Genomic DNA, 26495 nt, shown 5'->3' on the forward strand with positions numbered 1-26495 from the left:
ACGCGCTGTGTTGTCGTGTCGACCGTCGACCTGTCGGCGGTCGGCGAGTGGCGTGACCCGTGCACCGATCGGTCAACACAACTGTGCCCGCGAATACACCTGATCGCGTCCGATGGGCGACTGTGGATCGGCCATCGACGGACCATCCTGTCCTGGGGAGCCAGCGACCACGGGGGTGGGTCGCGGTGGGGGAGGTTGCGATGACCGTGCGTGTCGATCAGGGGTCGACGCGGGAGATCCTGGTGGTGCTCGCGGTCGCGGTCAGCGGTCTGCTCCTCGCCACCCTCGTCGCGTTCAGCCCCTGGTACGGCGTTGCCGCCGGGGCGACGAAGGTCGAGGTGGTGGAGGTGCACTCGCCGGGCAGCACGGGCGGGGGCATCGGGATCACGGTGGCCGGGAACGGCTGACGCCGCCGATGTGACCGGTCCGGGATCGGCTGACGACGCCGTACTGGCCCGGCGCGATCACGACTGGTTGCCGGGCCGCTCGCCGGGTTGCCGGTGGTGTTCACTAGAGGCATGCCGGTTAACGTCCCGCGTGCGACCGACGACGGTTCCGAGCGGCGGCCCGGTGGCGCCTGGGCGGCGGGTGCGGTCACCCGGATCGGCCTGCCGACGCCGGTGCCGGAGCTGCCCGAGCCGCCGGAAGCGCCACGCGGGCCAGGACGGAACCGTCGGCTGTGGTGGTTCGCCGGAGCGGCCGGCAGCCTGCTGGTGATCGGCCTGGTGGTGGTGCTCGGCTTGACCCTCTCCGGCGGGGTCGACCCGCTGTGGAGCCGACCGGAGGCGCCGACGGACGTACGGCCGCCGCTGGCCCGGAAGTGTCCGCCGCCCGGTTCGCCGGGGCAGGCCGTCCCGGACGGACCGGCCTCTCCGGGCGTACCTGGGCCGACGGGGGTGCCGCGGCCCGAGCCGGTGGTGCCGACGGACGGGCCGGGCCGGCCGTTGAGCGGGAAGCGGACCGTCGACCCGGAGGCCGGCATCTCGTACGCGACGTACGGGGCGCCGTGGCAGCCGTGGCGGGCCGTGTGGAGCGCCGGGACGCTCGAGGTGCCGTACAAGGTCGGGCAGCACTTCGTCACCGAGCGGGAGTACGACGGCTTCAGCGACTACCACGCGTCGATCCTGTCGGCGGCGGTGCCGGCGGCCGAGAACGACGCCCTGACCTTCGACCTGGAGTGCGTCGGCCGGCAGGTGACCACCGACGTGCGGACCGAGTACTACCCGCAGCCGAACCGGCTGGAGCGGATCCGGGACGGGCGGAGCACCCTGGGCGGGCTCCCGGCCTGGGTCTCGGTGTTCCGGCTGCACTTCAGCCGGCCGGGGCTGCGGGCCACCGACGAACTGGCCGCCGTGGCCTGCATCGACGTGGGCCGGTCGACGGCGGCGGTGCTCTACATCTCGGTGCCCGGCACCCATCGCGATTTCGACTGGGTCGTCGAGCACGCGCTCTCCTCGGTCCGACCCGCCTGAGTCCTCCGGCGGGTTCCGGCCCGGGGAGTGCGCGGGTGTGTCGGTCCGGGGAGTGCGCGGGTGTGTCGGTCCGGGGAGTGCGTGGGTGTGTCGGTCCGGGGAGTGTGCGGGTGTCGGCGAGCGGACGGCCCGAGGAGTGGGCAGGTGCCGAGGCCGGGCACCGGTGCCGGCGGGACGCGCTAGGGTCGGTTCGTGGCGGCGGGAAGATCGAGAATTCCAGCGACGAAGCACATGGTCGAGCGGTTCACCCTCGACAACGGCTTGCGGGTGGTGCTGGCGCCGGACCGCAGCGCGCCGGTGGTCGGGGTGGCGGTCGTCTACGACGTGGGCATCCGGTCGGAGCCGGAGGGGCGGACGGGATTCGCGCACCTCTTCGAGCACCTGATGTTCCAGGGCTCGGAGAACCTGGAGAAGCTGGCGCACTTCCGGCACGTCCAGGGTGCCGGCGGGACGTTCAACGGCGCCACCCACCTGGACTACACCGACTACTGGTCGACGCTGCCGAGCAACGCGCTGGAGCGGGCCCTCTTCCTGGAGGCCGACCGGATGCGCGGGCCGAGGCTCACCGAGGAGAACCTCCGCAACCAGGTCGACGTGGTGAAGGAGGAGATCCGGGTCAACGTGCTGAACCGGCCGTACGGCGGGTTCCCGTGGCTGCGGCTGCCGCCGGTCCTCTTCGACACCTTCCCGAACGCGCACGACGGGTACGGCTCCTTCGACGACCTGGAGAGCGCCAGCATCGCCGACGCGGCCGACTTCTTCGACCGGTACTACGCCTGCGGCAACGCGGTACTCGCCGTCGGTGGGGACCTGGACGTGGCCGAGGCTACGGCGCTGATCGAGCGGCACTTCGGGGACGTGCCGGCCCGGCCCGCCCCGGTGCGGCCCGACTTCGCCGAGCCGGAGCTGACCGGTGAGCGGCGGGAGGCGTACACCGATCCGCTGGCGCCGCTGCCGGCGGTCGCGGCGGCCTGGCGGGTGCCGGACCCGATCGGCGACTTCGCCGGCTATCTGCCGTACGTGGTGCTGGCCGAGGTGCTCACCGACGGCGACGCGTCCCGGCTGGTGGAGCGGCTGGTGCTGCGGGACCGCTCGGTGACCAGCGTCGGCGGCTACCTCGGGCTGATGGGCGACCCGTTCGACGTGCGGGACCCGACGGCGCTGGTGTTCGAGGCGCACCTGCCGCCGGGTGGCGAGGCGGAGAAGGTGCTGCGCACCGTCGACGAGGAACTCGACCGGCTCGCCACCGACGGGCTGGCCGCCGACGAGCTGGCCCGGACCCAGGCCCGGATGGCCACCCACCTGCTCCGGCAGACCGACGCGGTGCTCAGTCGGGCCTTGCAGATGGCGGTGCTGGAGCAGCAGCGGGGTGATCCGGGGCTACTCGGCGAGCTGCCCCGGCTGGTCGGCGAGGTCACCGAGGAACAGGTACGGGCGGCGGCCGCCACCCTGCGGCCGCAGCGCCGGGCCGCCGTCGAGGTCGTTCCCGGTGGAGGTGCCAGGTGACGGTACGCACGCTGCCCCCGCTCGGGCCGAACCGCAAGCTCAAGCTGCCCCGCGAGGTCGAGCAGACCCTGCCGAACGGGCTTACCGTGATCGTGCTGCGCCGGCCGGCGGTGCCGCTGGTCGAGCTGCGGCTCTGGGTGCCGTTCGGCCGGGCGCATCTGGCCCGCGGGCTGATGCTGTCCCAGACGCTGCTCAGCGGCACCGAGTCGATGACCTCGGTGCAGCTCGCCGCCGAGTTGCAGAAGGTGGGCGGCGGCCTCTCCGCCGGAGCCGACGCCGACCGGTTGATGATCTCCGGTACCGGCCTGTCGACCGGGCTGGGCCGGCTCCTGGAACTGCTCGCAGAGGTACTGACCGGGGCGAGCTATCCGAACGACGAGGTCGCCACCGAGCGGGCCCGGCTGATCGACGGGATCCGGATGGCCCGGAGCCAGCCGACCCACCTGGCCCGCCGGGCGCTGTTGAAGCGGATGTACGGCAGGCACCCGTACGCGGTGCAGACCCCGGAGCCGGAGCAGGTCGAGGCGGTCCGGCCGGCGGCACTGCGCAGCCTGCACGCCGCCCGGATCCGCCCGGCCGGGGCGATCCTGCTGCTGGTCGGGGACGTGCAGCCGGCCAAGGCGGTGGACGCGGTGCAGTGGGCGCTCGGCGACTGGACCGGGAACGGCGCACCGGGCGAGCTGCCGCCGGCCCCGCCGCTCGAGCCGGGGCCGCTGCTGCTGGTGGACCGGCCCGGCTCGGTGCAGTCGTCGATGCGGCTGGCGCTGCCGGCCGTGCCGCGTACCCATCCGGACCATGCGGCGCTGCAACTGGCCAACCTGGTCTTCGGCGGGTACTTCTCGTCCCGCTGGGTGGAGAACATCCGCGAGGACAAGGGCTACACGTACGGGCCGCACTCGCTCATCGAGCACTCGGTCGCCGGGTCGGCGCTTGTGGTGGCGGCCGAGGTCGCCACCGAGGTGACCGGGCCGGCCCTGCTGGAGACGGTCTACGAGCTGGGCCGGCTGGCCTCGCTGCCGCCGAAGGAGGACGAGCTGGAGCAGGCCCGGCAGTACGCCCTCGGCACTCTCCAACTCGGCATCTCGACCCAGGCCGGGCTGGCGGCGGTGGCCAGCGCGTACGCCGGCTCGGGGCTGCGGCTGGAGTTCCTGGCCGAGCACGCCGCCCGGCTGGCGAAGGCGACCCGGGAGGACGTGGCGGCGGCAGCGGCCAAGTACCTGGCGCCGGCCCGGGCGGTCAGCGTGGTGCTCGGCGACGCAGGTCAGGTCGAGGCGCCGCTGGGTGTGCTGGGACCGGTCCGGACCGAGGCCGCGGAATCGTGACCTCCGGTCCGCCGCCGCTGGACCTGCCCGCCGGCCATCCGCCACTGGCCCGGTCCACCCTCGACCGGGCGGCGCACCGGCGCGGCGACCCGCAGTGGCTGGCCGACGCCTGGCGGCGGGCCCGGGTGCTGGTGGTGGACGTGGCGAAGGGTGGCCGTACCCTGGTCGGCCCGGCCGCTGACAAGCCGGAGCTGGTCCTCTTCGGTCCGGACGTGGCCCGGGACAGCGGGCCCGGCGAGCGGCTCTTCCTGGGCGTCGAGCCGGACGGGGTACCAGTCTTCGCGGTCGACGCGCCGCTGCCGGAACTGGCCGGCACCCGGCCGGCGAACCTGCGTGAGGTCGGCCACCTGCTCAGCGACCGGGACGCCGGCCTCCTCACCACCGCCGTGGCGTTGGCGAACTGGCACGCCCGGCACCTGTACTCGTCGTTGACCGGGCTGTCCACCGTGGTCGGGGACGCCGGCTGGTCCCGGCGTGACGAGGCGGGCAACCAGCTCTGGCCGCGTACCGATCCGGCGATGATCGTGCTGGTGCACGACGGTGTCGCCGGCCCGGACGGGCGGTGCCTGCTCGGCAACAACGCGGCCTGGCGTGCCGAGACGGGTCTGCGCCGGTACTCCTGCCTGGCCGGTTACGTGGAGCCGGGGGAGTCGGTTGAGGACGCGGTGGTCCGGGAGGTCACCGAGGAGGTCGGTCTGGTTCCGCACCACATCGGGTACGTCGCCAGCCAGTCCTGGCCGTTCCCCGGCTCGCTGATGCTGGGCTTCTTCGCGCTCGCCGACCCGGAACGGCCGATCCGGCTGGACCCGGCGGAGATCGCGCACGCGGGCTGGTTCAGCCGGCGGGAGATCGCCGCGGTGTTCGCCGGGGAGGCGGTGGAGGTGGCGGCCGGGCTGCGGTTGGCGTTGCCGCCGCCGTCGTCGATCGCGCTGTTCCTGATCCGCAGCTGGCTGGAGGATGCCGGCTAGTCCATGTCGTCGCGGGTGGACCGCCGGCTTCGAGCGAATCTTGGCCCGCGACCGTCGTTGCCGCGACGATCACGGGCCAAGATCATAGGCCGTCGTTGCCGGGTTCAGGCATGGTGCGTGGCGGGGGACGCCACCCGGCCGACGACGGTCGTCTAGCCGAATCTCGACTGCGGGCCGAGGCTCGGATTCTGTGGCTGGTGGTCCCGGAACGGGTGGTCGGGGCGCTGCCGGTCGGGCTCGCCCACCGGTACCACCTTGACCCGCTGCCGTCCGGAACGGACCGCGCCGACGCTGGCCAGCGCGCGGGCCAGCACCAGGGCCGCGTCCCGGTCCTCGGCGCGGAGGATCTGGCGGCGCTGTTCCGGTGAGGTCTGCTCGTCGCGGAGGCGCTCCCCCTGCGCCCAGGCGGCGGCCAGGTCGTCATCGGCGGCGGCACGGATGTCCGTGCGAACGATGAGAAACCGCATGGGTGGCTCCGAAGGCCGTGACGGACGATGATTCTTTGATTACCTAGTGAAGTCATCTCGTGGAAGTTCCACGTCCCCCCTTGGGCTATATTCACCCAGTCCCGGCCAATGGGCAAGTGAAACGCGCCGATTGGAGTAACCGCTCGTCCGATCAGGTGACACCGGTCCAGGCCGCAGCTGAGTAACGCGAGCTCGCCGCCGTGAGACCGCCGCCCGGACAGCGGTGCGGTGCCGGCCGAGGCACGCCGCCCGGCGGCGGGTACGACGAAGCCGCCGGCCCCGCTGCGGGAGCCGGCGGCTGTGGACTCGGCCGGAGTGTGGTGCGGAACCGGCGGCTGTGGACTCGGCCGGAATGTGGTGCGGAACCGGCGGCTGTGGACCCGGCTGGGTACGGTGCGGAACCGGTGGCCGGAACTACTGTTCGGTCAGCCGCCCCGACCGGCGGCTGCGCTGGGTCGGCGGCCTCCCCGGGTCGCGGCCGGTCGACCTGGCCGCACCCGACGAGCGCTGCCCCGCCTTCTCGACCAGCCAGGCCACCGTCTCCTCCGGACTGAGGGCCGCGTCCCGGAGCCACTCGAAGACCATCGAGTAGGTGGCGATCTCCTTCGGCTCGGTCACCATCAGGTTGGTGGCCAGCCCCTCGATCGCCAGGGTCTCCGGATCCTGCGGCTCGGCGAAGCGGTAGAGCGAGAATCCGGTGTGCGGCAGGTACCAGTCCGCGATGGTCCGGTCGGTGGGCAGTACCTGGATGGTGACGTTGGGCAGCCCGGCGAGCTTGCGCAACTGGATCAGCTGGGCGCGCAGCACGTCACGCGGGCCGGCCCGGTCGCCGAGCGCGGCCTCCTCGATCACCGCCGAGTACTGCGGCGCATCGCCGTCGCGGGTCAGCAGCGACTGCCGGGCCATCCGGGCCTTCACCTCGGTCTCGGCGTCCTCGGTGTCGTCGCTCTCAGGGTCGTCCACGAGCTGCCGGGAGGAGAGGATCCGCAGGTTGACGTACTGCCTGGCCTGCAACAGACCCGGCACGATCACCGGGCTGTACTCGCGGATCTCGGCGCAGCCGGCCTCCAGTTCGGCGTAACCGCGCTGCCGGGGCGTCATCGTCGCGTACGAGCGCAGCCAGCCCCGGATGTCGCCGGCCTCGTTGGTGATCGCGGTCAGCTCCTCCCGGAGCGCGCCGGTGACCTTGTAGAGGTCCAGCAGGTCGAGGACGTCGCGCAGGTCGGGTCGGCTGCGGCCGTTCTCCAGGCGGGACAGTTTGGAGGCCGATGCCCAGCCCACCGCCTCGATGACCTGGTCACCGGTGAGCTTGGCCGACTCCCGCAGCTTGCGCAGTTCCGTGCCGAGCCTGCGCCGCCGCAGGATCGGGCTGGGGTGGGCAGGAGGCACTGGATCCTCGCTCTCGATCGGGTCGAGCCCGTCACCGGGCGGGTGCGGACCGTCCGGCTCGTGCTCCCGGCGGTCCAGTATGCCGCTCGTTCTTCACGGCCTGCCGTCGAATGGTAACGGCGTGTCTAAATGGAGGGGGCCTTCCGTGACACTTCCGGCACCTGTCGTCAGATAGCCGATCGAGTTCCGAGCCCCTGCCGGCCGGCCCAGCACCATCGACTGCGAGAAATCCTCGGCACCCCCGGGCGGTCCGCCGCCACCTCGAAAGGGACCCCTCGCATGCGAGCCATCCTGCGTCGCCCGGACTTCCGGCTGCTCTTCGCCGGTCTCGTGTTCAGCATGACGGCAGAGTCGATCATGCTGTTGGCGCTGGCCGTCTGGGTGAAGGACCTGACCGGTTCGAACGGTCTGGCCGGCGCCACCATCTTCGCCATGGTCGCCCCGATGGGGCTGGCCCCGATCGTCGGCTGGGTGGTCGACCGGTTCCGCCGCCGCCCGTTCTTCCTGGTCACCAACCTCGGCACGGCGCTGGTGCTCACCCCGCTCTTCCTGGTCCGGGACCGCGCCGACGTCTGGATCATCTATGTGGTGGGTGCCCTGTACGGGCTCTCCTACGTCGCCCTCGGCGCCACCCTGAACGGACTGATCAAACAGATCGTCCCCGAGGAGCTGATGGCGCAGGCCAACGGCGTACTGCAGACCGTCAAACAGGGCCTCCGGCTGGTCGGCCCGCTGGCCGGGGCGGCGCTCTACACCGGGGCCGGCGGCTGGACCCTGCCCACGGTCGGCATGGTCGGCTTCACCGGCGCCGCCTGTGCGATCTCCGCGCTGCGGATCGCCGAGCGGCGGCCCGGTCCGGCCCAGCTGCGCTGGGTCACCGAGGTCGGGGCGGGGCTGCGGCACATGGTCGGCGAGCCGGCGCTGCGCCGGGCGGTCGTCGGTGCCGCGTTGGCGGTACTGGTGATGGGGTTCAGCGAGTCGTTGATCTTCGCGTACGTGGACCAGGGGCTCGGCCGGGAACCCGGCTTCGTGGGAGTACTGGTCACCGTGCAGGGCGTCGGCGGAGTGCTCGGCGGACTCCTCTCCCCGGCCGTGGTACGCCGGTTCGGCGAGCTGGCCGCGCTCGGCGTCGGCGTGGCGATCTTCGCGCCCGGTGCGCTGCTGCTGGCGTACCCGAGGATCTGGCTCGCCTTCGTCGCCCTGGTGCTGCTCGGCTTCGGCCTGCCGATCGCGTTCGTCGGGCTGAACACGCTGATCCAGCGGCGTACCCCGGGCCCGCTGCTCGGCCGGGTCACCGCCGCCGCCGAGACGCTGATCAGCGGCCCGCAGGCGGTCTCGATCGGCACCGGTGCGGTACTCGTCGGCTTCGTCGACTACCGGCTGCTCTTCGTGGTGATCGCGGTGGTGATGGCGGTCGCCGCCGGCTATCTCTGGGCCGGCCGGGGACTCTCCGCGCCGCCCGCCGCCGGTACGCCGGTGCGGACCGACCCGTCGACCGGCGTGCTGCCGCCCGACATGGTCCTGCCCGAGGTGCCGCCGGTCAGCACCGGCCCGCCGGGGACGCCGTCCGCCACCGACCCGCCCGAGGTGCCGCCGGTCACCGATCTGCCGGCGGTGCCGTCGGGCGCGGGGCCGGACGGCGGAGGTGGGCCCGGGACGGGCCCACCTCCGGACCGGGTCAACTCCCGGCGAGCGCGGCCAGGTGCTTCTTGACGTCGACGATCGACGGGTTGGTCAGCGCCGAGCCGTCGTCGAAGCGCACCGTCGGCACGGTCTGGTTGCCGCCGTTCACGCTCATCACGTACTCCGCGGCGGCGAGGTCCTGCTCGATGTCCACCACCGTGTACCCGATGCCCTCGCGGTCCAGCTGTGACTTCAGCCGGTGGCAGTAGCCGCACCAGGACGTGGAATACATCGTCAACATCGTCGAGACCTCCGCGGTGCTCAGTCGTTCCCAGCCCGGTCCACCGGTTCGCACCGGCCGGACACCGGATCGGACGGATTGCCGATCACACAGGCTAAAGGTGCAACGTCGGCGGGGGCTGCCATGATTCCTACCTGTGGCGGCTGACCTACGCGTGGAACGGATCCTGGCCGGGCTCGACCCCGAGCAGCGGACCGCGGTGACCGCCGCGGCCGGACCGGTCTGCATCCTGGCCGGCGCCGGGACCGGCAAGACCCGGGCGATCACGCACCGGATCGCCTACCGGGTGACCAGCGGCGAGGTCGCCGCCCGGCACGTGCTCGCGGTCACCTTCACCGCCCGGGCCGCCGCCGAGCTGCGGGCCCGGCTCGGCGCGCTCGGCGTGCCGGGGGTGCAGGCGCGGACGTTCCACGGCGCCGCGCTGCGCCAGGTGCGGTACTTCGCGTCCCGGCTGCTCGCCGGCCGGGAGATGCCGGAACTGCTGGACAGCAAGGTCCGGCTGGTCACCCTGGCCGCCGCCCGCGCCGGGCTGCGCACCGACCGGGCCGCCGCCCGGGACCTGGCCGGCGAGATCGAGTGGGCCAAGTCGTCCCTGGTCGAGCCGGGGGAGTACGTCGTCGCGGCGGCCAAGGCACTCCGCGAGACCCCGCACGACCCGGCGAAGGTGGCCGAGGTGTTCGCCGGCTACGAGAAGGTCAAACGGGCCAACGGTGTGATCGACTTCGAGGACATGCTCCGGGCGGCAATCTGGGGGATCGAGGAGCACCCGGACGTCGCCGAGCAGATCCGGGCACAATACCGGCACTTCGTGGTCGACGAGTACCAGGACGTGAACCCGCTCCAGCAGCGGTTGCTGGACGCCTGGCTGGGCGGCCGGGACGACCTGACCGTGGTCGGCGACGCCAGCCAGACGATCTACTCGTTCACCGGGGCCACCTCGGCGTACCTGGTCGACTTCCCCCGGCAGCGCCGCGACGCGGTGGTGGTCCGGCTGGTCCGGGACTACCGCTCCACGCCGCAGGTGGTCGGGCTGGCCAACGCGGTGATCCGGCAGGCCCGGGGCGCCGAGGCGCGACTCCGGCTGGAGCTGGTCGGGCAGCGTCCGCCGGGCCCCGAACCGGACCTGCGGATCTTCGCGGACGAGCCGGCCGAGGCGGCGGCGGTGGCGGTGCGCTGCCGGGAACTGGTCGCCGCCGGCACACCGGCCCGGGAGATCGCCGTGCTGTTCCGGACCAACGCACAGTCCGAGGCGTACGAGAAGGCGCTGGCCGAGGCCGAGGTGCCGTACCAGGTGCAGGGCGCCGAGCGGTTCTTCGAGCGGACCGAGATCCGGCAGGCACTCGTCGCGCTGCGTGCCGCGACCCGGTCGACGCCCGGGGACATGCCGCTGGTCCCGGCCGTGGTGGAGGCGCTGGCGGCGGTCGGCTGGACCCCGGAAAAGCCCCCGCCCGGCGGCGCGGCCCGGGAGAGCTGGGAGGCGCTCGCCGCCCTGGTCCAGCTTGCCGAGGAGTACGCGGCCAGCCCGGCCGTGCTGCCGATCGGCGAGGCGGCCAGCGTGGAGCGGCCGGTGACGCTTGCCGACTTCTGCGCCGAGCTGGGCCGGCGGGCCGCCGCGCAGCACGTGCCGACGGTAGACGGCGTGACGCTGGCGTCGCTGCACTCGGCGAAGGGGCTGGAGTGGGATGCCGTGTTCCTGGTCGGACTCTCCGACGGCACGCTGCCGACCAGCTACGCCAAGACCGTCGAGCAGGTGGAGGAGGAGCGTCGACTGCTCTACGTCGGGGTGACCCGGGCCCGTCAGTGGCTCTGGCTGTCGTACGCCTCGGCCCGCTCGCCCGGTGGCCGGGCCCGCCGGCCGTGCCGGTTCCTGCCGCAGTTCGACCGCTCCGGCGGGGCGCGTACCGCCGACGCCCCCGGCGGGAGTCGGAAACCCGACCGTCGACGTACCCAGGTCGTCTCCTGCCGGGTGTGCGGGGCGACCCTGCTGGCCGGCGCGGACCGCAAGCTCGGCCGCTGCGCCACCTGCCCCTCCGATCTCGACGAGGAGTTGCACGACCGGCTGCGCGACTGGCGGGCCCGGGTCGCCGGGGCGCAGAAGGTCCCCGCCTACGTGGTGTTCACCGACGCCACCCTGGTCGCGCTCGCCGAGCGTCGGCCCGGCCGGGCGGCGGAACTGCTGGCCATCGCCGGGATCGGCCCCCGCAAGGTCGCGTTGTACAGCGATGCCGTGCTGGCGCTTGTCGACGGCGTCGGGGTCGACGACGTGCTGCTGACCGAGGAGCCGACCGAGCCGTCGTCGGGTTGACACAGGGCGTCGGGCTGGGACAGGTCGCCGGGCCGAGGCGGGGGCGGCCCCGTGCCGCGCGGCCGTGGCCGACCGGGCTCGTTGCGGTCCGGCCCGAGCTGACCGGCTCGCGGTTCGGGCTGGTCGGAACGGCCGTCGACGAGTGTCGGAAGAAAGTTCCGCAATCTCGCCGTAATTCGTTTGCCCTCGCGCGGGGCGGGGGCATAGCCTCATGGCACACCTTGCGAGCGGCGGTCTTCCGGCTGCTCAAGAGGGGGATGAGTCCGATGTTGGCGACGAGTGAGAGTCAGGAGGTGGCCCCAATGGGGACGACCTATGTCACCCAGCGACCGTGGGCGCTGCCTGCTGCCCCCGCTCCGGTGTCAGAGGTCGGCTGCATGCTGATCACTGATCTCCTCCGGCGCTCGCAGGCGCACCAGGTCCTGACCCAGGCCGAGCTGGTTCAGGCCCCCGCGTCCGCGCAGCACCAGGGGACCAATGGATTCACGGGCAATGGCATCCGTGTCGGCGTCAAGCGGATGGATGTCAGCGGGGTTCCACCTCGAGGGAGACCGGTCTAACACAGACCAGCCGGCTCACCTCGAGGCCGCGGACCCCGTACACCGGGATCCGCGGCCTTAGTCATTTCCGCACTGCCGAAGTAAGTCGGAACAGCGATCTAAAAGATCGGAACGAGAGAGAGGTGACCGGGCGATGAGTCTGGCGTTGGCCCCCCTCGACGCGAACGTCGAGCTGGAGGCGAACCTGCCCTGCCGGAAGTTCGACCCCGACCTGTGGTTCGCCGACTCGCCTGCCGAGCTGGAGCTGGCCAAGTCGCTCTGCGGGGACTGCCCGCTGCGCGTCGAGTGCCTCGCCGGTGCGGTGGACCGGGCGGAGCCGTGGGGCGTCTGGGGCGGCGAGATCTTCGAGCGTGGCGCGGTCGTTCCGCGCAAGCGGCCCCGGGGTCGCCCGCGCAAGGAGGACGTCGCCCGGGACGCGGCGCTGCGGGTCGAGGCCCAGGCGCGGCTGGCGGCCAGTGGCCTTGCCGAGTCGCGCAGCGCGGTCCGGTTGGCGGCCTGACATGAACCCGATCCGTACCAACGCCGGTCTGGTATCGGCGCCGAACACCGCGATGGCCGCGGTGTCGAGAACGAGTACTGCCATGCCCATCCGAGACGGAGCCACCAAGATGCATCTCATCCACGAAGCGTTGTCACGGGCGCGAATGCGACTGCCTCAGGCCGGTCGCAGCACCACGAGCACTGAGGCAACCCGATCCGCCCGCACCATCGCGCTGGAGGCCCGTCGCCGGGCCGCCCGCGAGCTGGGCAGCCTGTGAACCGTCGGCCTGGGCCGCCGGTAACCAACCGAATCTGAAAACGATCAGCCGGGCCGGTCGGTGGTGGGGTGAACCCGCCGCCGGCCGGCCCGGCGCCGTTGCGTCGTGCTGTCGTCCGGAGTCGTGCTGTCGCCTGGAGTCGTGCTGTCGCCCGGAGCGGCCCGGGGCAGAAGTTCCGTCAGTCCGGTCAGGTCTCAGGCCACCGGGGCGAATCCGGGCAGCCAGCGCTCCACGATGCCCCGATAGGGAGCCTTCGCCTCCAACTGGCACAGCACCCCGATCGACCCGAGGGTCACCCGGTGGATCAGCAGGTACGACGGCGGCAGGTTGAGCTGCCGCGACAGCTGGTACGCCGGGGAGCGCGGGTTGCCGAGCCGGGCCGCCTCGACCCGCAGCCACGCCCGGGTGAACCGGAACTCCTCGACCGAGAGCGGTTGCAGGATCGGCATCAGGAAGTCGAGTACGGCCTGGGCGTCGATCGGCGAGTCGAGCCGGATGAAGCCCTCCTCGCGCAGCCCGGCGACGACCGCGTCGGCGTCCCCGGCCAGGGCCAGCCGGACCAGCCGGCCGATCGGCTCCGGGTGCCCGCCGGGCAGCCGGGCCACCGCGCCGAAGTCGATCACGCCGAGCCGGCCGTCCGGCAGCAGCCGGAAGTTGCCGGGGTGCGGGTCGGCGTGCAGCAGTCCGGCGCGCATCGGCGCGGAGAAGTGCAGGGTGGCCATCAGCCGGCCGGCCCGGTCGCGTTCGGCCTCGGAGCCGGACTCGATGATCGCCGAGAGCGGGGTGCCCTCGACCCAGTCGGTGACCAGCACCCGGGGTGCCGCCGCGACCACGCCGGGCACGAAGATCTCCGGGTCGTCGGCGTAGGCGGTGGCGAAGGCCCGCTGCGACTCCGCCTCGAGTTCGTAGTCCAGTTCCTCGCTGATCCGCTCGCGCAACTCGCTGAGTAGCGGTTTGATGTCCAGGCCGGGCTGGATCGCCCGGAACATGCCACCGAGTCGGGACAGTTGCTTCAGATCGGAGAGCAGCGCCGGCCCGGCACCCGGGTACTGCACCTTGACCGCCACCGGCCGACCGGCAGGGGTCGGCGTATCCGTCCTGGCGACCGCCTTGGTGCCGCGTCGGCGTACCGGCGGGGTGCCCTCGACCTTCCAGACCGCCCGGTGCACCTGCCCGATGCTGGCGGCGGCGGCCGGCTTGTCGTCGAACTCCACGAACAACGACCGCCAGTTCGGCCCGAGCTGCTCGGCGAGCACCTTGTGCACGCTGGCCGCCGGCAGAGGCGGCGCCGCCTCCTGGAGCTTGGTCAACGCCTGCCGGTAGGGCGCGGCCACCTCCTCGGGCAGGGCCGCCTCGAACACCGACAGCGCCTGGCCGAACTTCATCGCCCCGCCCTTGAGCTGGCCCAGCACGCTGAACAGCTGCTCGGCGGTGCGCTGCTGGATCTCGTTGGAGATCACCTCGGAGGCGAGGCCGGTGACCCGCTTGCCCACCCCGAGGACGGTCCGGCCGGCGAAGCCGAGCGGCAGGGCGGCGAGCTTGGCGGTCCGGGAGACGGCCCGGCGCGGGATGTCGGTCACCAGATCATTGTTACCGACTCGACGGGATCCGGTCCGCCGTCAGCGGGTGGCTCCGGCCACGTCCTCGCCGCCCTCGACCCGGGGTGGCGAAATCGGGCGGAGCGATCCGCCCTCCCGTTCTGGGCGTCCCACGCTGGGCGGCGCGTCGTGGAGGTCCGGTTCGTACGGGCGGGTCCCGTCCGGCGGTTCCGGGTCGGTTTCGGCGGGACGGTCATCCGGCGGCCGGGCCCTCGGACGCGGTTCCGGGTGAGGTATGCGGCGGCGGCGTGCGGCGGCCGCGGACGACACCGCTGCTTCCTGGTCGCCGGGTCGCTGATGGTCGCGGGTCGGTCCCGTAACTGCGCTGGTCATCGCCCGGTCGCCCGGCCGCGGTACGGCGCCGTCGGGCGGTGCAGTCACAGGCCGGGTGCGGTGGCCAGCTGCGCCTGCGTAGCCGGCCGTGGCCGGTGACCTCGACGGCTCCGCCGACCGTCTCCGGCGTACCGCCGTCGAGGAAGGTGAGCACCTCGCCGACCGCGTAGCCGACCGCCGCCAGCAGGGTCGAGGTGAGGCAGGGTTCCTGGCCGTCGCCGGCGGCCAGCTGGGCGGCCAGGCCGGGCCAGCCCGGGTCGCGGTCCCGGCGGTGCAGGTCGAGGCAGTTGAGGCAGGGCGATCCGGCGACCCGGACCAGCGGGCCGACGACCGGTACGCCGTCGCGCATGGTCAGCAGCAGGTGCGCCTGCCGGTGCTGGGCGTAGCCGGCGGCGAGCAGTTCGACGGGTCGGTCGACCCCGACCTGGACCACCAGGTCGGCTCGGCCCCGCCGGACGGGTCGGGTGACGGTGCCGGGCGTGCACCGGGCGATCGCGTCGGCGACGGCGTCGGCGCTCGGCCGGCGTACGTCGGTGGCCAGCAGTCCACTGCCGGTGGTGTCCGCCGGCCCGACCCGGCCACGCAGGTCCGGGTGCAGGTGTCCGACGCCGGCCTGGGCCAGGGTCACCGCCACCGGGGCGGCGAGCCGGCCCTGACCGGTCACCACCACCCGGGCGGCGGCTCGCCGCCGGAGGAGTTGGGCGGGGGTGCCGGGCGAGTCCCGGCCGTGCAGGGCGAGTGCCGCCGCCTCGGCGCCGAGGCGCTGCCGGGCGGGTTCGGGCAGGTCGGTGGGGAGCAGGGTGTGCCCGGCGACGACCAGGCCGGCGGCGCGCAGGGTGTCGATCAGGGTACGGGCGTCGTCCCGGGAAACGGCCATCGTGCCGGCCTGGTCGAGGACGGCCCGCTCGCTGCGGCTGCCGTCGAGCAGGTCGAGCAGCCGGGCGGCGGCCGGGTTGGCGACCTCCAGCAGGACCGCCCGGCGGGGGTCGAGGCCGAGTTGCAGGGTGTGCCGGTCACGCCAGAGTCGGGCGAGGCCGGGCAGCAGGGTGGGGCGGGGCAGCACGGTTCTGGTCATGGCGCCACACGCTGTCACCGGCGGGGTGCGGACCGATGACGGTTGTCCACAACGGGTGGAGGCTGTGCACTGCTTTATCCACAGGTTCTCGGGTGTTATCCACAACTGATGGGTAACTTCTGTCGGCGCGCGGACATCACAGCGGGTGTCGGCAGCGCGACAGAACAGCGGAAGGGGTGGCGCTCGGCCACCCCTTCCCGCAGTCGCGCGTGCTTCCCGGCGATCAGACCTTCGCCTTGCCGAGGATCCGGTTGACGGTCGTGCCGCAGACCGGGCACTTGCCCTTGGCCATGTTCATGCCCGTCTTGGAAACCTCGACGTTGCCCTCGAAGTCACGCTTTTCCTTGCACTTCACGCAGTACCCGTTGTAGGTCTGGGCCTTCTCGGCCACGGTGCCCTCCTCGTCTCATCCGCCGGACTCTCGCGAGCCCGACGTGCGCCCGGCGGCGGGCGGCCACGTAGGCGCCAGCGCTGGGATTTCTCCGCGATCACCGATGTGACCGCCGGTTCGCGGACCCTACCCAGATCTGGGCAGTTCCATGTCAGCGATCTGTCGACACTGTGAGGAAGTCGACGCCCAGAGTGTGCATGCCGCAATAGGTCGGATAAGTCAGTTTCGCAGGGACACGCCGGATGAACCCCGTCAGATCGCTGATCAGGGGCCCACTGCCGGCCTCGCGGAGGGGCGGCTGGCGAACTCGGCGGATGATCGTTTACGGTTGCCACCGGCGGGCCGACCGTACGCCGTCGGTGCCCGGGACCGGGCGATCATGGGTACGCAGGCGATCACCGCAATGAATTTTTTCCGGACGCTTGGGCGCTAACCGGTATTTTTCCGGCGGCCTTCCATAGGTTGACCCTTGGGTGACCTGGCCAGTACGCATTACTTTTCCATCGTGAACGAAACCCGGGGCTGCGCGAGCCGCTAATGGCGGGGTTGCGGAAGCCGGTCGTCGAGGTACGGCGCAGTCAGCGTCGGCGTCGGACGGTGTCCGCGTACCGGGACGGCGAGCGGGTCGTGGTCCTGATCCCGGACCAGTTCTCCCGCGCCGAGGAGACCGAGTGGGTCGACCGGATGCTCGCCCGGCTGGCCGCCCGGGAGGAGCGGCTCGGACGTTCCGACGAGGAACTGCTGCTCAGGTCCAGGCGGCTGATCGACCGCTACCTCAGCGAGCACGGCCGGGCGGCGGTGCCGGCCAGCGTCCGGTGGGTGACGAACCAGAACGGCCGCTGGGGCTCCTGCACCCCGGCCGACCGGACCATCCGGATCTCGCACCGCATCCAGGAGATGCCCGACTGGGTGATCGACTACGTGCTCCTGCACGAACTGGCCCACCTCGTCGTGCCGAGCCACAACGCGCGGTTCTGGGAACTCGTCGGGCGCTATCCGAAGACCGAACGCGCCCGGGGTTACCTGGAGGGCGTCGCGGCGACCGCCGGAGTCGTCCTGGCTGACTGAGGCCACGGTCATCAGGGCAGCGGTCGTCGAACCGGCCTGAGCGGCGAGGGGTGCGGTCCGGTGCACCGGCTGCGGCGCGCTCCGGGCCGGTAGGGTCGCCGGGTGACCCGCCGTGTGATCGTGGTGCTGCCCGGACCCGTGGCCTGGGCGCCACCGGAAACCGACCCGGCCCGGTGGCGGTCCGCCCTCACCGAGGACGTCGTCGACCTGGTCGCCATGCTGGCCGAGGTGGAGCCGGCGATCGCCGTGACCGCGGCCGACCGCCCGCTGGCCGACGCGGTCGCCTGGCCCGGCATGCCGGTGTACGACCTGCCGGCCCGCCGGGTCGGCGCCGCGCTGGACGCCGCGACCCGGGACGGGTACGACCAGGCCGCCGTGCTCGTCGCCGACGCGCCCGACGTACCCGGCCTGATCCTCGGCAAGCTGCTCCGCCCGCTGACCAGCCGGACCGTCGCGGTCGCCCCGGCGAATCCCGGTCCCGGGCTGCTCGGCCTGGCCACCCGGCTACCCGCGCCGGACTGGCTGCCGGAAATCGACCTGGACACCGCCGACCCCGGCCTGGTACGCGCCGCCGCGCCACGCCCCGCCGAGGTCGCGGTAGCCCCGGGCTGGCGCCGGCTGCGCACCCCGGCCGACCTGTCGACGCTCGACCCGGCGGTGGAGGGCTGGGACACCACCCGAATGCTGCTCGGCGGCTGACATCGGCCTGCGGGTGACCCGGGTCGTCCCGGGTCAGCGCCGCTCGGTACCGCCGCCCGCCTCGCCGTCGTCGTCCCGCGCGTCGCCGGCCGTCCCGCCGCCGTCGTCACCGTCCCGGGGCCGGTCGGTGTCGGTTTCGCCCCGGAGTTCGGCGGGTCCGGGCGTACCGGAACCCTCCTCGGCGGCGGCGGCGCCGAAGTCGAAGTCGTCCAGGTCGCCGAGGTCGAGCTGGGACCGGGCGAACGCGTCCGGGTCGGCGAAGTCGTCCTCCCCGGGGAGCAGGTCGGGATGTCCCCACAGGGCGTCCCGGCCGGCGATGCCCCGGTGCTCGGTGAGCGCCGCCCAGAGCGCGGCGGCCTCGCGCAGCCGGCGAGGGCGCAGCTCCAGCCCGACCAGCGCGGCGAAGGTCTGCTCGGCCGGGCCACCGGCGGCCCGGCGGCGCCGGAACGCCTCGGCGAGCCGGTTCACGTTCGGCAGCCGCTCGGCGGCGGCGGTGTCGACGACGTGGCAGACCCAGCCCTCGACCAGGGCCAGCGTGGTCTCCAACCGGGCCAGCGAGGCCTTCTGCGCCGGGGTGTCCTCCGGGGTGAAGATGCCCTCCACCGAGAGGGCCTGCATCGACTCCGGGTTCATCGGGTCGAGCTGGCCCATCGCCTCCTCGATCGCCTCCCGGTTCACCGTGATGCCGGTGGCGTACATCTCGACGGTGGTCAGGACGTGCCCGCGCAGCCACGGTACGTGCTGGAAGAGGCGCTGGTGGGCGGCCTCGCGCAGGGCGACGTAGAGGCGTACCTCGTCCTCGGGGAGTTCGAGGCCCTCGCCGTACGCCCGGATGTTCGCCGGCAGCAGCGCGGCCGTGCCGGCCGGGCCGAGCGGCAGGCCGATGTCGCCGGCCGAGAGCACCTCGGCGGCGAGCGAGCCGAGCGCCTGCCCGAGCTGGCCGCCGAAGAGCGCGCCGCCCAGCGTGGTGAGCATCGACTGCATCGGGCCGAGCTGGGCGCGCGCCTCCGGCGGCACCAGGTCGCCCATCGCGGCCACCATCCGGCCGGCGACCGGGTCACACAGCTTCTTCCAGACGTCGAGCGTCCGGTAGATCCACTCGTTCCGGTTCCAGGCGACCGAGGTGCGGATCCCGGAGGGGTGTGCCGAGGTCGGGTCGAGCCAGAGGTCGGCCAGCCGGAGCGCCTCCTCCACGGCGTTGCGCTCGTACGGCGTCACGGCCGGGTCGCCGGCCGAGGAGAGCTGGCTGGCCGCGACCTGGCGGGCCAGGTCCCAGTTGACCGGACCGCTGCCCGGCGCGGCGAGCAGCTGTTGCAGCTGCGCCATGAACTGCTGCATCTGCTGCGGGTCGTTGGGGTCGGGCGGCTGGCCACCCGGCAGTGCGAAGCCGAACGGGATATCAGGCACGGCGTCCACGGTACGCGCGCCGGGGGGCGTACCGCCCGCCCAGGTGTCACGCCGAGGGCGAACTTGGGGTTCACGAACCGGCCCGGGGGGTGCCGGCTGGGTAGGCTTGGCGGCCATGAGACGTCGCGGTGTCACGGTCCTGCTCGGCGCGCTGCTCACCGCCCTGCTCAGCATCGGCGTGCTCGCCGCACCCATCCCGTACGTCGTGCTCGGTCCCGGGCCGACGGTGGACACGTTGGGCCGGCAGGACGACAAGGAGGTGATCCAGATTTCCGGCCGGGAGACCTCGACGTCGGCCGGGCAGCTCCGGCTGACCACGGTCGGCGTGCAGCCCGACGTCAAGCTGCTCTCCGCGATCGCCGGCTGGATCTCCTCGGACGAGGCGGTGGTGCCGTACGAGCTGATCTATCCGCCGGGGCAGACGCAGCAGCAGGTGGAGGAGCGCAACGCGGAGGACTTCGCCGCCTCGCAGACCAGTGCCGAGACCGCGGCGCTGCGCGAACTCGGCTATCCGGTGCAGGTGGTTGTCAAGACCGTCGCCCCGGGCGGCCCCTCGGAGGGCGTCCTGAAGGTCGGTGACGTGATCACCTCGGTCGACGACAAGCCGGTGGAGGTGGCGGCCAGCCTCACCGGGGCGATCCGGGGGCGTCCGGCCGGCTCGGAGCTGAAGATCGGTTACACCCGGGACGGTGCGCCGGCCGGCGCGACGATCGTCAGCGCCGCCACCGGCAACGACCCGCCGCGGATCGGCGTCGAGATCGAGCAGCGGCAGCCGCACCCGTTCGAGTTGAAGATCGACCTCGGGGACATCGGCGGGCCGAGCGCCGGGCTGATGTTCGCGCTCGGCATCGTCGACAAGGTCCGCAGCGAGGATCTGACCGGCGGAAAGATCATTGCCGGCACCGGCACCATCGACGATCTGGGACAGGTCGGGCCGATCGGCGGCATTCCGCAGAAACTGGTCGGCGCGAAGAATGCGGGCGCGAAGTACTTTCTCGTGCCGGCCGACAATTGCGAGGAGGCCGTCCGCAACGCCCAGCCGGGGTTGCCGATGGCCCGGGTCGGAACCCTCGACGAGGCACTGACCGCGCTGGACGCGATCCGGGCCGGAGGCACGCCGGCGAAGTGCTGAACCGCGCAGGGCCCGCAGGGGGACCGGTCCCACTCAGAAACACCCCGTAGTCTAGGTGCTCTGATCAGAGCCGGTCATTGCCGAAGGTGCGGAGCCAACAGTGGTCATGCGTAGCAGCCCCCTGCCAAGAATGAGTCGACGTGGTCGCGTCACGGTCGGCGTACTCCTAGGGGTGTTCCTGCTCCTCACCCTGCTGGGCTGGGGAGTCCAGGCGTGGACCGACTGGCTCTGGTTCGACGAGGTCGACTACACCCGGGTCTTCAGCGGGGTGCTTGTCACCCGGATCCTGCTCTTCGTGGCGGTCGGCGTGTCGATGGCGCTGCTGGTCGCCGGCAACATGTGGCTGGCCTACCGGCTCCGGCCGCTGCTCCGGCCGAGTTCACCGGAGCAGGTGACCCTGGAGCGGTACCGTTCGGTGCTGGCGCCCAGGGTCGGCACCTGGCTGGTCGCGATCGGCGTGGTCGTCGGGCTCTTCGCCGGTCTCTCCGCGCAGACCCGCTGGGGGCAGTGGATGCTGTTCCGCAACGCGCAGACGTTCGGCATCGAGGACCCGGAATTCAAGATCGATATCGGGTTCTACGTTTTCCAGTTCCCGTTCCTGCGCTATCTGCTCGGGGTCGGCTTCACCGCCGTGGTGCTGGCCGTGATCGGCTCGCTGGCGATGCACTACCTCTTCGGCGGGGTGCGGCTACAGGGCATCGGCGACCGGATGACGAACGCCGCCCGGGCCCACCTGACCACGCTCGTCGCGGTCTTCGTGCTGCTCAAGGCGCTGGCCTACGTGCTCGACCGGCGGGCGATGCTGCTGGAGTTCAACGAGGGCGTCGACCTGTACGGCGCCGGCTACGCCGACATCAACGCGCTGCTGCCGGCCAAGGAGATCCTGGCGTACATCTCGGTGGTGGTCGCGCTGGCCATCGTCGTCTTCTCCAACGCCGTGATCCGGAACCTGGTCTGGCCCGGCATCTCGCTCGCCCTGCTCGGCATCTCGGCGGTGGCGATCGGCGGCATCTACCCGTGGGCGGTGCAGACCTTCGAGGTCAAGCCGAGCGTCAAGGACAAGGAAGCCGCCTACATCGAGCGCAGCATCGTCGCCACCCGGGACGCCTTCGGGCTCGCCGGCACGGTCTCGGCACCCTTCGGCGCCGAGAACCTGCGCCCGCCGGAGTCGCTGGCCACCGAAACCTCGGTGGTGCCGAACATCCGGCTGCTGGACCCGCAACTCGTCTCGGAGACGTACACCCAGCTCCAGCAGGTGCGTGGCTTCTACGACTTCGGCCCGAAGCTCGACATCGACCGCTACCAGGTGAACGGCGAGACCCAGGACTACGTCGTCGGCATGCGGGAGATCAACTATCTGGAGCTGACCGACCAGCAGAGCAACTGGATCAACCGGCACACGGTCTTTACCCACGGGTACGGCCTGGTCGGCGCCCCCGCCAACCAGGTGGTCTGCGGCGGGCAGCCGTACTTCGTCTCCGGTTTCCTCGGCGAGCGCACCGAGGAGGCGTGCTCGTCGGCGACCGAGACGATCCCGGCCACCCAGCCGCGGATCTACTACGGCGAGCAGATGGACGGCAGCGACTACGCGATCGTCGGGCAGACCGAGGGGAAGAACCCGGTCGAGTTCGACCGGCCGACCGGCCGGGAGGGCGGCGAGCAGTACTACACCTACACCGGCTCCGGTGGTGTCGAGATCGGCTCGTTCGGCCGCCGACTGCTCTATTCGATCAAGGAGCAGGAGCCGAACTTCGTGCTCTCCGGCGCGATCAACGATGCCTCCAAGCTGCTCTACGTGCGTAACCCCCGGGACCGGGTGGAGAAGGTCGCACCCTTCCTGACCCTGGACGGCGACCCGTACCCGGCGGTGGTCGGCGGGCGGATCCAGTGGATCGTCGACGGCTACACCACGGCGGCCACCTACCCGTACGCGGAGCAGGTCAACCTCCAGGAGCAGACCGCCGACGAGCTGACCGGGCTGGGCACCTTCGAACTCGCCCGGGAGAACGTCAACTACATCCGGAACTCGGTGAAGGCGACGGTCGACGCGTACGACGGCACGGTGAACCTCTACCAGTTCGACGAGACCGACCCGGTGCTGAAGGCCTGGAACAAGGCGTTCGGCGGCGACCTGGTGAAACCGAAGTCGGAGATCCCGGCCGACCTGGCGGCACACTTCCGCTACCCGGCCGACCTGTTCAAGGTGCAGCGCAACCTGCTGGCCAAGTTCCACGTCACCGACCCGTCCGAGTTCTTCTCCGGGCAGGACTTCTGGGAGGTGCCGAACGTCCCGGACGCGCCGGACTCCGGCGAGCGGCAGCCGCCGTACTACCTCTACACCCAGTTCCCGGGGCAGGAGGGGCCACGCTTCCAGCTCACCTCGGCGGTCACCCCGGCCGGCCGGCAGAACCTCGCCGCGCTGATCAGCGGGTCGTACCTGAACGGCCAGCCCCGGTTGGAGGTGCTGGAACTGCCCGACCAGACGGCGGTCTCCGGACCCGTCCAGGTGCACCAGAAGATGACGAACAACGCGAACATCCGGCAGGAGCTGAACCTGCTCTCCTCCAACCAGGCCCAGGTGCAGTACGGCAACCTGCTCTCGCTGCCCTTCGGTAACGGGATGCTCTACGTCGAGCCGGTCTACGTGAAGAGCAACCAGACGAACGCCTACCCGCTGCTGCAACGGGTGCTCGTCTCGTACGGTGACGGCGGCCAGTACGTCGTCCTGGCGAACAGCCTCGAAGAGGGCATCAAACAGCTGGTGGAGCAGGGCAAGAAGGCGGCACCGACCACCCCGACGCCGCCACCGCCGAACACCGACGGGTCCCCGAACCCGACACCCACCCCGACGGCACCGCCGACCGGCGATCCGCAGCTCACGCCGGAACTGGCCGCCGCCGCCAGCAAGGTGCAGGCGGCGATCGCCGAGGTGAAGGCCGCCCAGACCTCGGGCGACTTCGAGCGGTACGGCCGGGCGCTGAAGGCGCTCGACGACGCGATGACGGAGTTCCAGAACGCCCAGCGGGCCGCTGGCGGGGCACCGGCTCCGGGCGGGTCCGCCGCCCCGACCGGCTCACCGGTCGCCGGCGGCGGTACGCCCACTCCGTCGCCGGCCCTGCCGAGCGGCTGAACAGGGGTTTCGTGGCCACCCGGCGGTGGTTCGACAACCGCCGCCGGGTAGTCCACCCCCCGTTTTGCGGGGCGTGGGTGGTGTGCGCTAGTGTTAACGAGTCGACGCGGGGTGGAGCAGCTCGGTAGCTCGCTGGGCTCATAACCCAGAGGTCGCAGGTTCAAATCCTGTCCCCGCTACGAAGAAGTAGCAGTCCATGGGTCGGTTCTCGAGAAATCGAGAACCGACCCATGATCGTTTGTCCGCCGGACGTGACGTCAGGCCCCGGCAGGTTCGGGACCTGCTGGCCACCCCGGCGCGATGGTCTGGTCGATGTACCATCCTGCCCCCTCCTCCCGAAGCAGGGCCGTTGCGTAGTTGGTTGAGGGGCTGTTGAGCTGGGGTTTCGGATGGGTTAGGGCGAGTTCGCCCGCGCCGTCGCTACGGAGATCGACAGCGTCGACGACGACTCATGCCTGATCGTGCATGTGATCAGTCATGGCGCCACTACACGCGACCGCCCGGATTTGCTTGACGTCGTGCCCCGCTGCGGCCGTCTAACTTGATCTTTAACCTGTGGGGCGGCGGCATCGACCCCGGCTGATCATGGTGACAGCCCTTGATCGATCATTCCTCTTGTCTAGGGAAGAAGATCGCAACCAAGGGCTGTCTGGTGGTCAGTGTGCACGATGCCGGGACGAAGGATGAGGTCGGACGGCTGGCGGCGTTCCGGCGCGAGTTCCACGCCTGTCTGACCGCTCGCCGGGATGCGTTGTTCGAGCTGGCCGACGCGCTGTTGTGCGCAGGCGCGCCGGTGCGGTCTCTGGTCGAGTTGTCGCTGGTGGGTGAGCACCGCCGCGGTCACGGCTCGCTGTACGCGGCGTTGAACCGCGGCCGGATCGACATCGAGCGGCTGCGGACCGCGGTGGCGGCGGTGCCGCTGCCGCGGGCCGCGGACGGGCGGATCGTTCTGGCGGTGGACGTGACCTGCTGGCTGCGGCCGGAGGCGCACACCTGCCCGGAGCGGGTGCTGTGCCACACCTACGGGCGCGGCAAGGACACCCACATCGGGGTGCCGGGCTGGCCGTACTCGTTCGTCACCGCCCTGGAGGCGGGGCGCACCTCGTGGACCGCCCCGTTGGACGCCCGCAGGCTGGCACCCGGCGACGACGCTGCCACGGTCACCGCCGGCCAGTTGCGGGACGTGGTGCGACGGCTGATCACTGCCGGGCAGTGGCAGCCCGGTGATCCGGACGTGTGGATCGTCGCGGACGCCGGATACGACGGACCCCGGCTGGCGTTCCTGCTGGCCGACCTGCCGGTGCAGGTTCTGGTGCGGATGCGTTCCGACCGGGTGCTACGCCGCCCCACGCCACCCCGACTGCCGGGCACCACCGGCCGCCCACGCAGGCATGGCGGCGAGTTCATCTTCGGTGACCCGGCCAGCTGGGGCGACCCGGACGTCGCCACGACCACCGACACCCGTCTCTACGGCACCGCGACCGCCCGGGCCTGGCACCGGCTGCACCCCAGGCTGACCCACCGCACCGCATGGACCGCCCAGCACGGCCCGCTGCCGATCATCGAGGGCACCGTGATCCTGCTGACCGTCGACCGGCTGCCATCAGGTGCCAACGCGAAACCGGTCTGGCTCTGGTGGTCCCAACCGGCCGCCACTGACGCCGAGGTCGACCTGCTCTGGCAGGCGTTCCTGCGCCGCTTCGACATCGAGCACACCTTCCGCATGCTCAAGCAAACCCTTGGCTGGACCAGCCCGAAATTGCGCGATCCGCACGCCGCCGACCGTTGGACCTGGCTCGTGCTGGCCGCCTACACCCAGCTGCGCCTCGCCCGAGGCGCCGTCGGCGACCTGCGCCGGCCCTGGGAACGCCCAGCGTCGCCCGAGCGACTCACGCCCGCCCGCGTCCGGCGAGGGTTTCGGCACCTGCGCGGCAAAGCCGGCAACCCCGCCCGCGCGCCGAAACCGTCCCGACCAGGACCCGGCCGACCACCCGGACTACGCAACCGCCACCCGGCAACCCGCCACGACGTCCACATCGTCACCGCCGCCACCAGCACAAAACCGAAAGGCTGCACGAAGAAAACGAAGACTTCGAATAACCCGAGGCCACGTCGCACAGGTTAAAGATCAAGCTAAGGGATGTCTCGCAACGCGGTAGGTGTCCATGTGGATCATGTCAGGGTGCAGGTGATCTCGGTAGCTCGCCCGGAGTGGATCTTCCCGTTCACCGGGCTGCAGCCCGTCCAGTTCCGCAAGCTGGTCAGGCTGGTCGCCGAGCATGGCGGCGACGCGATCGCGGCCGGCCGGCCGGGCCGGCAGTGGGCTCTCGACCTCGCCGATCGGGTGTTGCTGGTCGCCGCGTACTGGCGCACGAATCTGACGATGCGGCAGATCGGCCCGCTGTTCGGGGTGTCGCACTCCGCCGCCCACCGAGTCATCGACACCCTCGGCCCCCTGCTCGCCCTGGCCCCGGCACGCCGACGCCGGGTCGACCAGATCGCCATCGTCGACGGCACCCTGATCCCGACCCGAGACCACCGCCTGGCCGCCCAGAGCAAGAACTACCGCTACTCCACGAACTTGCATCGCCATCGACGCCCACACCCGCCTCGTGGTCGCCCTCGGCGACCCGCAACCGGGCAACCGCAACGACACGATCGTCTACCGCACCAGCGGCATCGACCAGAAGCTGGCCGGACGGCCGGTGATGGCCGACGGCGCCTACCGCGGCAACCCTGAGGTGATCACCCCGTACCGCAAGCCCGCCGACGGCAGCGTACTACCCGACTGGAAGAAGGATCTGAACAAGCAGCACCGAAGGTCCGAGCCCAGGTCGAACACGCCCTCCCCAGGATGAAGACCTCCAAGATCCTGCGCGACTACCGCCGCGCCGCCCGCACATTGACCGATACCGCTTCCGGTATCGCCCATCTCCACAACATCACCCTGGCGGGATGACACCAGCACCGTTGCCGGGCAATCCTTCACCG

The 26495-nt window shown here is 71.8% G+C and carries 18 protein-coding genes, 1 tRNA gene and 4 pseudogenes; 16 read left to right on the forward strand and 7 right to left on the reverse strand.

The annotated features are described in order from the left end of the window. The first annotated feature begins 200 nt into the window (after window positions 1-200). From O7626_RS01595 to nudC, 5 genes are all read left to right on the forward strand, one after another. A complete protein-coding gene (locus O7626_RS01595; protein WP_278058526.1) occupies window positions 201-407 on the forward strand; it encodes a hypothetical protein in 207 nt (68 codons plus the stop codon). 111 nt (window positions 408-518) lie between these two features. Continuing rightward, window positions 519-1472 (forward strand): hypothetical protein, encoded by a 954-nt coding sequence (locus tag O7626_RS01600; RefSeq protein ID WP_278058529.1) that lies wholly within the window; start codon window positions 519-521, stop codon window positions 1470-1472. Between the two features lie 192 nt (window positions 1473-1664). Beyond that, a complete protein-coding gene (locus O7626_RS01605; RefSeq protein ID WP_278058531.1) occupies window positions 1665-2978 on the forward strand; it encodes a pitrilysin family protein in 1314 nt (437 codons plus the stop codon). Continuing rightward, entirely contained in the window at window positions 2975-4300 is a 1326-nt protein-coding gene (locus O7626_RS01610; RefSeq protein WP_278058533.1) for a pitrilysin family protein, read from the forward strand. Before O7626_RS01605 ends, O7626_RS01610 begins: the two co-directional genes overlap by 4 nt. After that, window positions 4297-5268 (forward strand): NAD(+) diphosphatase, encoded by a 972-nt coding sequence (nudC, locus tag O7626_RS01615; protein WP_278058535.1) that lies wholly within the window; start codon window positions 4297-4299, stop codon window positions 5266-5268. The genes O7626_RS01610 and nudC overlap by 4 nt, the downstream gene beginning before the upstream one ends. 152 nt (window positions 5269-5420) lie before the next feature. Here the strand turns inward: nudC and O7626_RS01620 are convergent, their stop codons facing one another. Together O7626_RS01620 and O7626_RS01625 are read right to left on the reverse strand one after the other, a co-directional pair. Then, window positions 5421-5735, reverse strand: coding sequence for a hypothetical protein (locus O7626_RS01620; protein WP_278058536.1), 315 nt, complete (start codon window positions 5733-5735; stop codon window positions 5421-5423). A 414-nt stretch (window positions 5736-6149) separates the two neighbouring features. Next, on the reverse strand, window positions 6150-7124 hold the full coding sequence (locus O7626_RS01625; RefSeq protein ID WP_278058538.1) for a helix-turn-helix transcriptional regulator: 975 nt from the start codon (window positions 7122-7124) through the stop codon (window positions 6150-6152). Between the two features lie 279 nt (window positions 7125-7403). On the opposite strand from O7626_RS01625, the pseudogene O7626_RS01630 reads away from it, so the two are divergent. Further along, window positions 7404-8576: pseudogene (locus O7626_RS01630) on the forward strand (MFS transporter); the annotation flags it as partial. Window positions 8577-8802: 226 nt separating this feature from the next. On the opposite strand, the gene O7626_RS01635 reads toward O7626_RS01630, so the two are convergent. Then, window positions 8803-9048 (reverse strand): mycoredoxin, encoded by a 246-nt coding sequence (locus O7626_RS01635; protein ID WP_278058540.1) that lies wholly within the window; start codon window positions 9046-9048, stop codon window positions 8803-8805. Window positions 9049-9184: 136 nt separating this feature from the next. On the opposite strand from O7626_RS01635, the gene O7626_RS01640 reads away from it, so the two are divergent. From O7626_RS01640 to O7626_RS01650, 3 genes are all read left to right on the forward strand, one after another. Next, window positions 9185-11353: an ATP-dependent DNA helicase UvrD2 gene (locus O7626_RS01640; protein ID WP_278058542.1), complete on the forward strand. Its 2169-nt coding sequence runs from the start codon at window positions 9185-9187 to the stop codon at window positions 11351-11353. Between the two features lie 302 nt (window positions 11354-11655). Beyond that, entirely contained in the window at window positions 11656-11913 is a 258-nt protein-coding gene (locus tag O7626_RS01645) for a hypothetical protein (RefSeq protein WP_278058544.1), read from the forward strand. Window positions 11914-12046: 133 nt separating this feature from the next. Continuing rightward, window positions 12047-12412 (forward strand): WhiB family transcriptional regulator, encoded by a 366-nt coding sequence (locus tag O7626_RS01650; RefSeq protein WP_278058546.1) that lies wholly within the window; start codon window positions 12047-12049, stop codon window positions 12410-12412. 453 nt (window positions 12413-12865) lie between these two features. On the opposite strand, the gene O7626_RS01655 is transcribed toward O7626_RS01650, so the two are convergent. The 3 genes and pseudogenes from O7626_RS01655 to O7626_RS01665 form a co-directional block, all read right to left on the reverse strand. Continuing rightward, a complete protein-coding gene (locus O7626_RS01655) occupies window positions 12866-14251 on the reverse strand; it encodes an AarF/ABC1/UbiB kinase family protein (protein WP_278058548.1) in 1386 nt (461 codons plus the stop codon). A 376-nt stretch (window positions 14252-14627) separates the two neighbouring features. Next, window positions 14628-15677: pseudogene (locus O7626_RS01660) on the reverse strand (PqqD family protein); the annotation flags it as partial. 223 nt (window positions 15678-15900) lie between these two features. Beyond that, window positions 15901-16068 carry a DUF5679 domain-containing protein gene (locus tag O7626_RS01665; protein ID WP_165436864.1) on the reverse strand — a complete coding sequence of 56 codons (168 nt, stop codon included), beginning with the start codon at window positions 16066-16068 and terminating at the stop codon, window positions 15901-15903. A gap of 537 nt (window positions 16069-16605) precedes the next feature. Between O7626_RS01665 and O7626_RS01670 the strand changes: the two genes are divergently transcribed. After that, window positions 16606-17136 (forward strand): M48 family metallopeptidase, encoded by a 531-nt coding sequence (locus tag O7626_RS01670; RefSeq protein ID WP_278058552.1) that lies wholly within the window; start codon window positions 16606-16608, stop codon window positions 17134-17136. A gap of 102 nt (window positions 17137-17238) precedes the next feature. Further along, window positions 17239-17835 carry a hypothetical protein gene (locus tag O7626_RS01675; RefSeq protein ID WP_278058554.1) on the forward strand — a complete coding sequence of 199 codons (597 nt, stop codon included), beginning with the start codon at window positions 17239-17241 and terminating at the stop codon, window positions 17833-17835. 195 nt (window positions 17836-18030) lie between these two features. Here the strand turns inward: O7626_RS01675 and O7626_RS01680 are convergent. Then, a pseudogene (locus O7626_RS01680) lies at window positions 18031-19173 on the reverse strand (zinc-dependent metalloprotease); the annotation flags it as partial. 184 nt (window positions 19174-19357) lie between these two features. Here O7626_RS01680 and O7626_RS01685 point away from each other — a divergent pair. From O7626_RS01685 to O7626_RS01705, 5 genes and pseudogenes are all read left to right on the forward strand, one after another. Then, window positions 19358-20374 carry a PDZ domain-containing protein gene (locus O7626_RS01685; protein ID WP_278058556.1) on the forward strand — a complete coding sequence of 339 codons (1017 nt, stop codon included), beginning with the start codon at window positions 19358-19360 and terminating at the stop codon, window positions 20372-20374. 100 nt (window positions 20375-20474) lie between these two features. Next, window positions 20475-23504: a UPF0182 family protein gene (locus O7626_RS01690; protein ID WP_278058558.1), complete on the forward strand. Its 3030-nt coding sequence runs from the start codon at window positions 20475-20477 to the stop codon at window positions 23502-23504. Between the two features lie 105 nt (window positions 23505-23609). After that, window positions 23610-23683 (forward strand) — tRNA-Met (locus O7626_RS01695). Window positions 23684-24156: 473 nt separating this feature from the next. Continuing rightward, window positions 24157-25629: an NF041680 family putative transposase gene (locus O7626_RS01700; protein WP_347404847.1), complete on the forward strand. Its 1473-nt coding sequence runs from the start codon at window positions 24157-24159 to the stop codon at window positions 25627-25629. Window positions 25630-25686: 57 nt separating this feature from the next. Then, window positions 25687-26463: pseudogene (locus tag O7626_RS01705) on the forward strand (transposase family protein). The last annotated feature ends 32 nt before the right edge of the window (window positions 26464-26495 follow it).

The sequence above is a fragment of the Micromonospora sp. WMMD1102 genome, assembly GCF_029626265.1.
Classification (GTDB): domain Bacteria; phylum Actinomycetota; class Actinomycetes; order Mycobacteriales; family Micromonosporaceae; genus Plantactinospora.

Bases quoted from the DNA above. Each gene is read 5' to 3' on its own strand.
- O7626_RS01620 (WP_278058536.1), bottom strand. From the start codon at position 5,735: ATGCGGTTTCTCATCGTTCGCACGGACATCCGTGCCGCCGCCGATGAC.
- O7626_RS01595 (WP_278058526.1), top strand. From the start codon at position 201: ATGACCGTGCGTGTCGATCAGGGGTCGACGCGGGAGATCCTGGTGGTG.
- O7626_RS01650 (WP_278058546.1), top strand. From the start codon at position 12,047: ATGAGTCTGGCGTTGGCCCCCCTCGACGCGAACGTCGAGCTGGAGGCG.
- O7626_RS01685 (WP_278058556.1), top strand. From the start codon at position 19,358: ATGAGACGTCGCGGTGTCACGGTCCTGCTCGGCGCGCTGCTCACCGCC.
- O7626_RS01600 (WP_278058529.1), top strand. From the start codon at position 519: ATGCCGGTTAACGTCCCGCGTGCGACCGACGACGGTTCCGAGCGGCGG.
- O7626_RS01645 (WP_278058544.1), top strand. From the start codon at position 11,656: ATGGGGACGACCTATGTCACCCAGCGACCGTGGGCGCTGCCTGCTGCC.
- O7626_RS01635 (WP_278058540.1), bottom strand. From the start codon at position 9,048: ATGTTGACGATGTATTCCACGTCCTGGTGCGGCTACTGCCACCGGCTG.
- O7626_RS01670 (WP_278058552.1), top strand. From the start codon at position 16,606: ATGGCGGGGTTGCGGAAGCCGGTCGTCGAGGTACGGCGCAGTCAGCGT.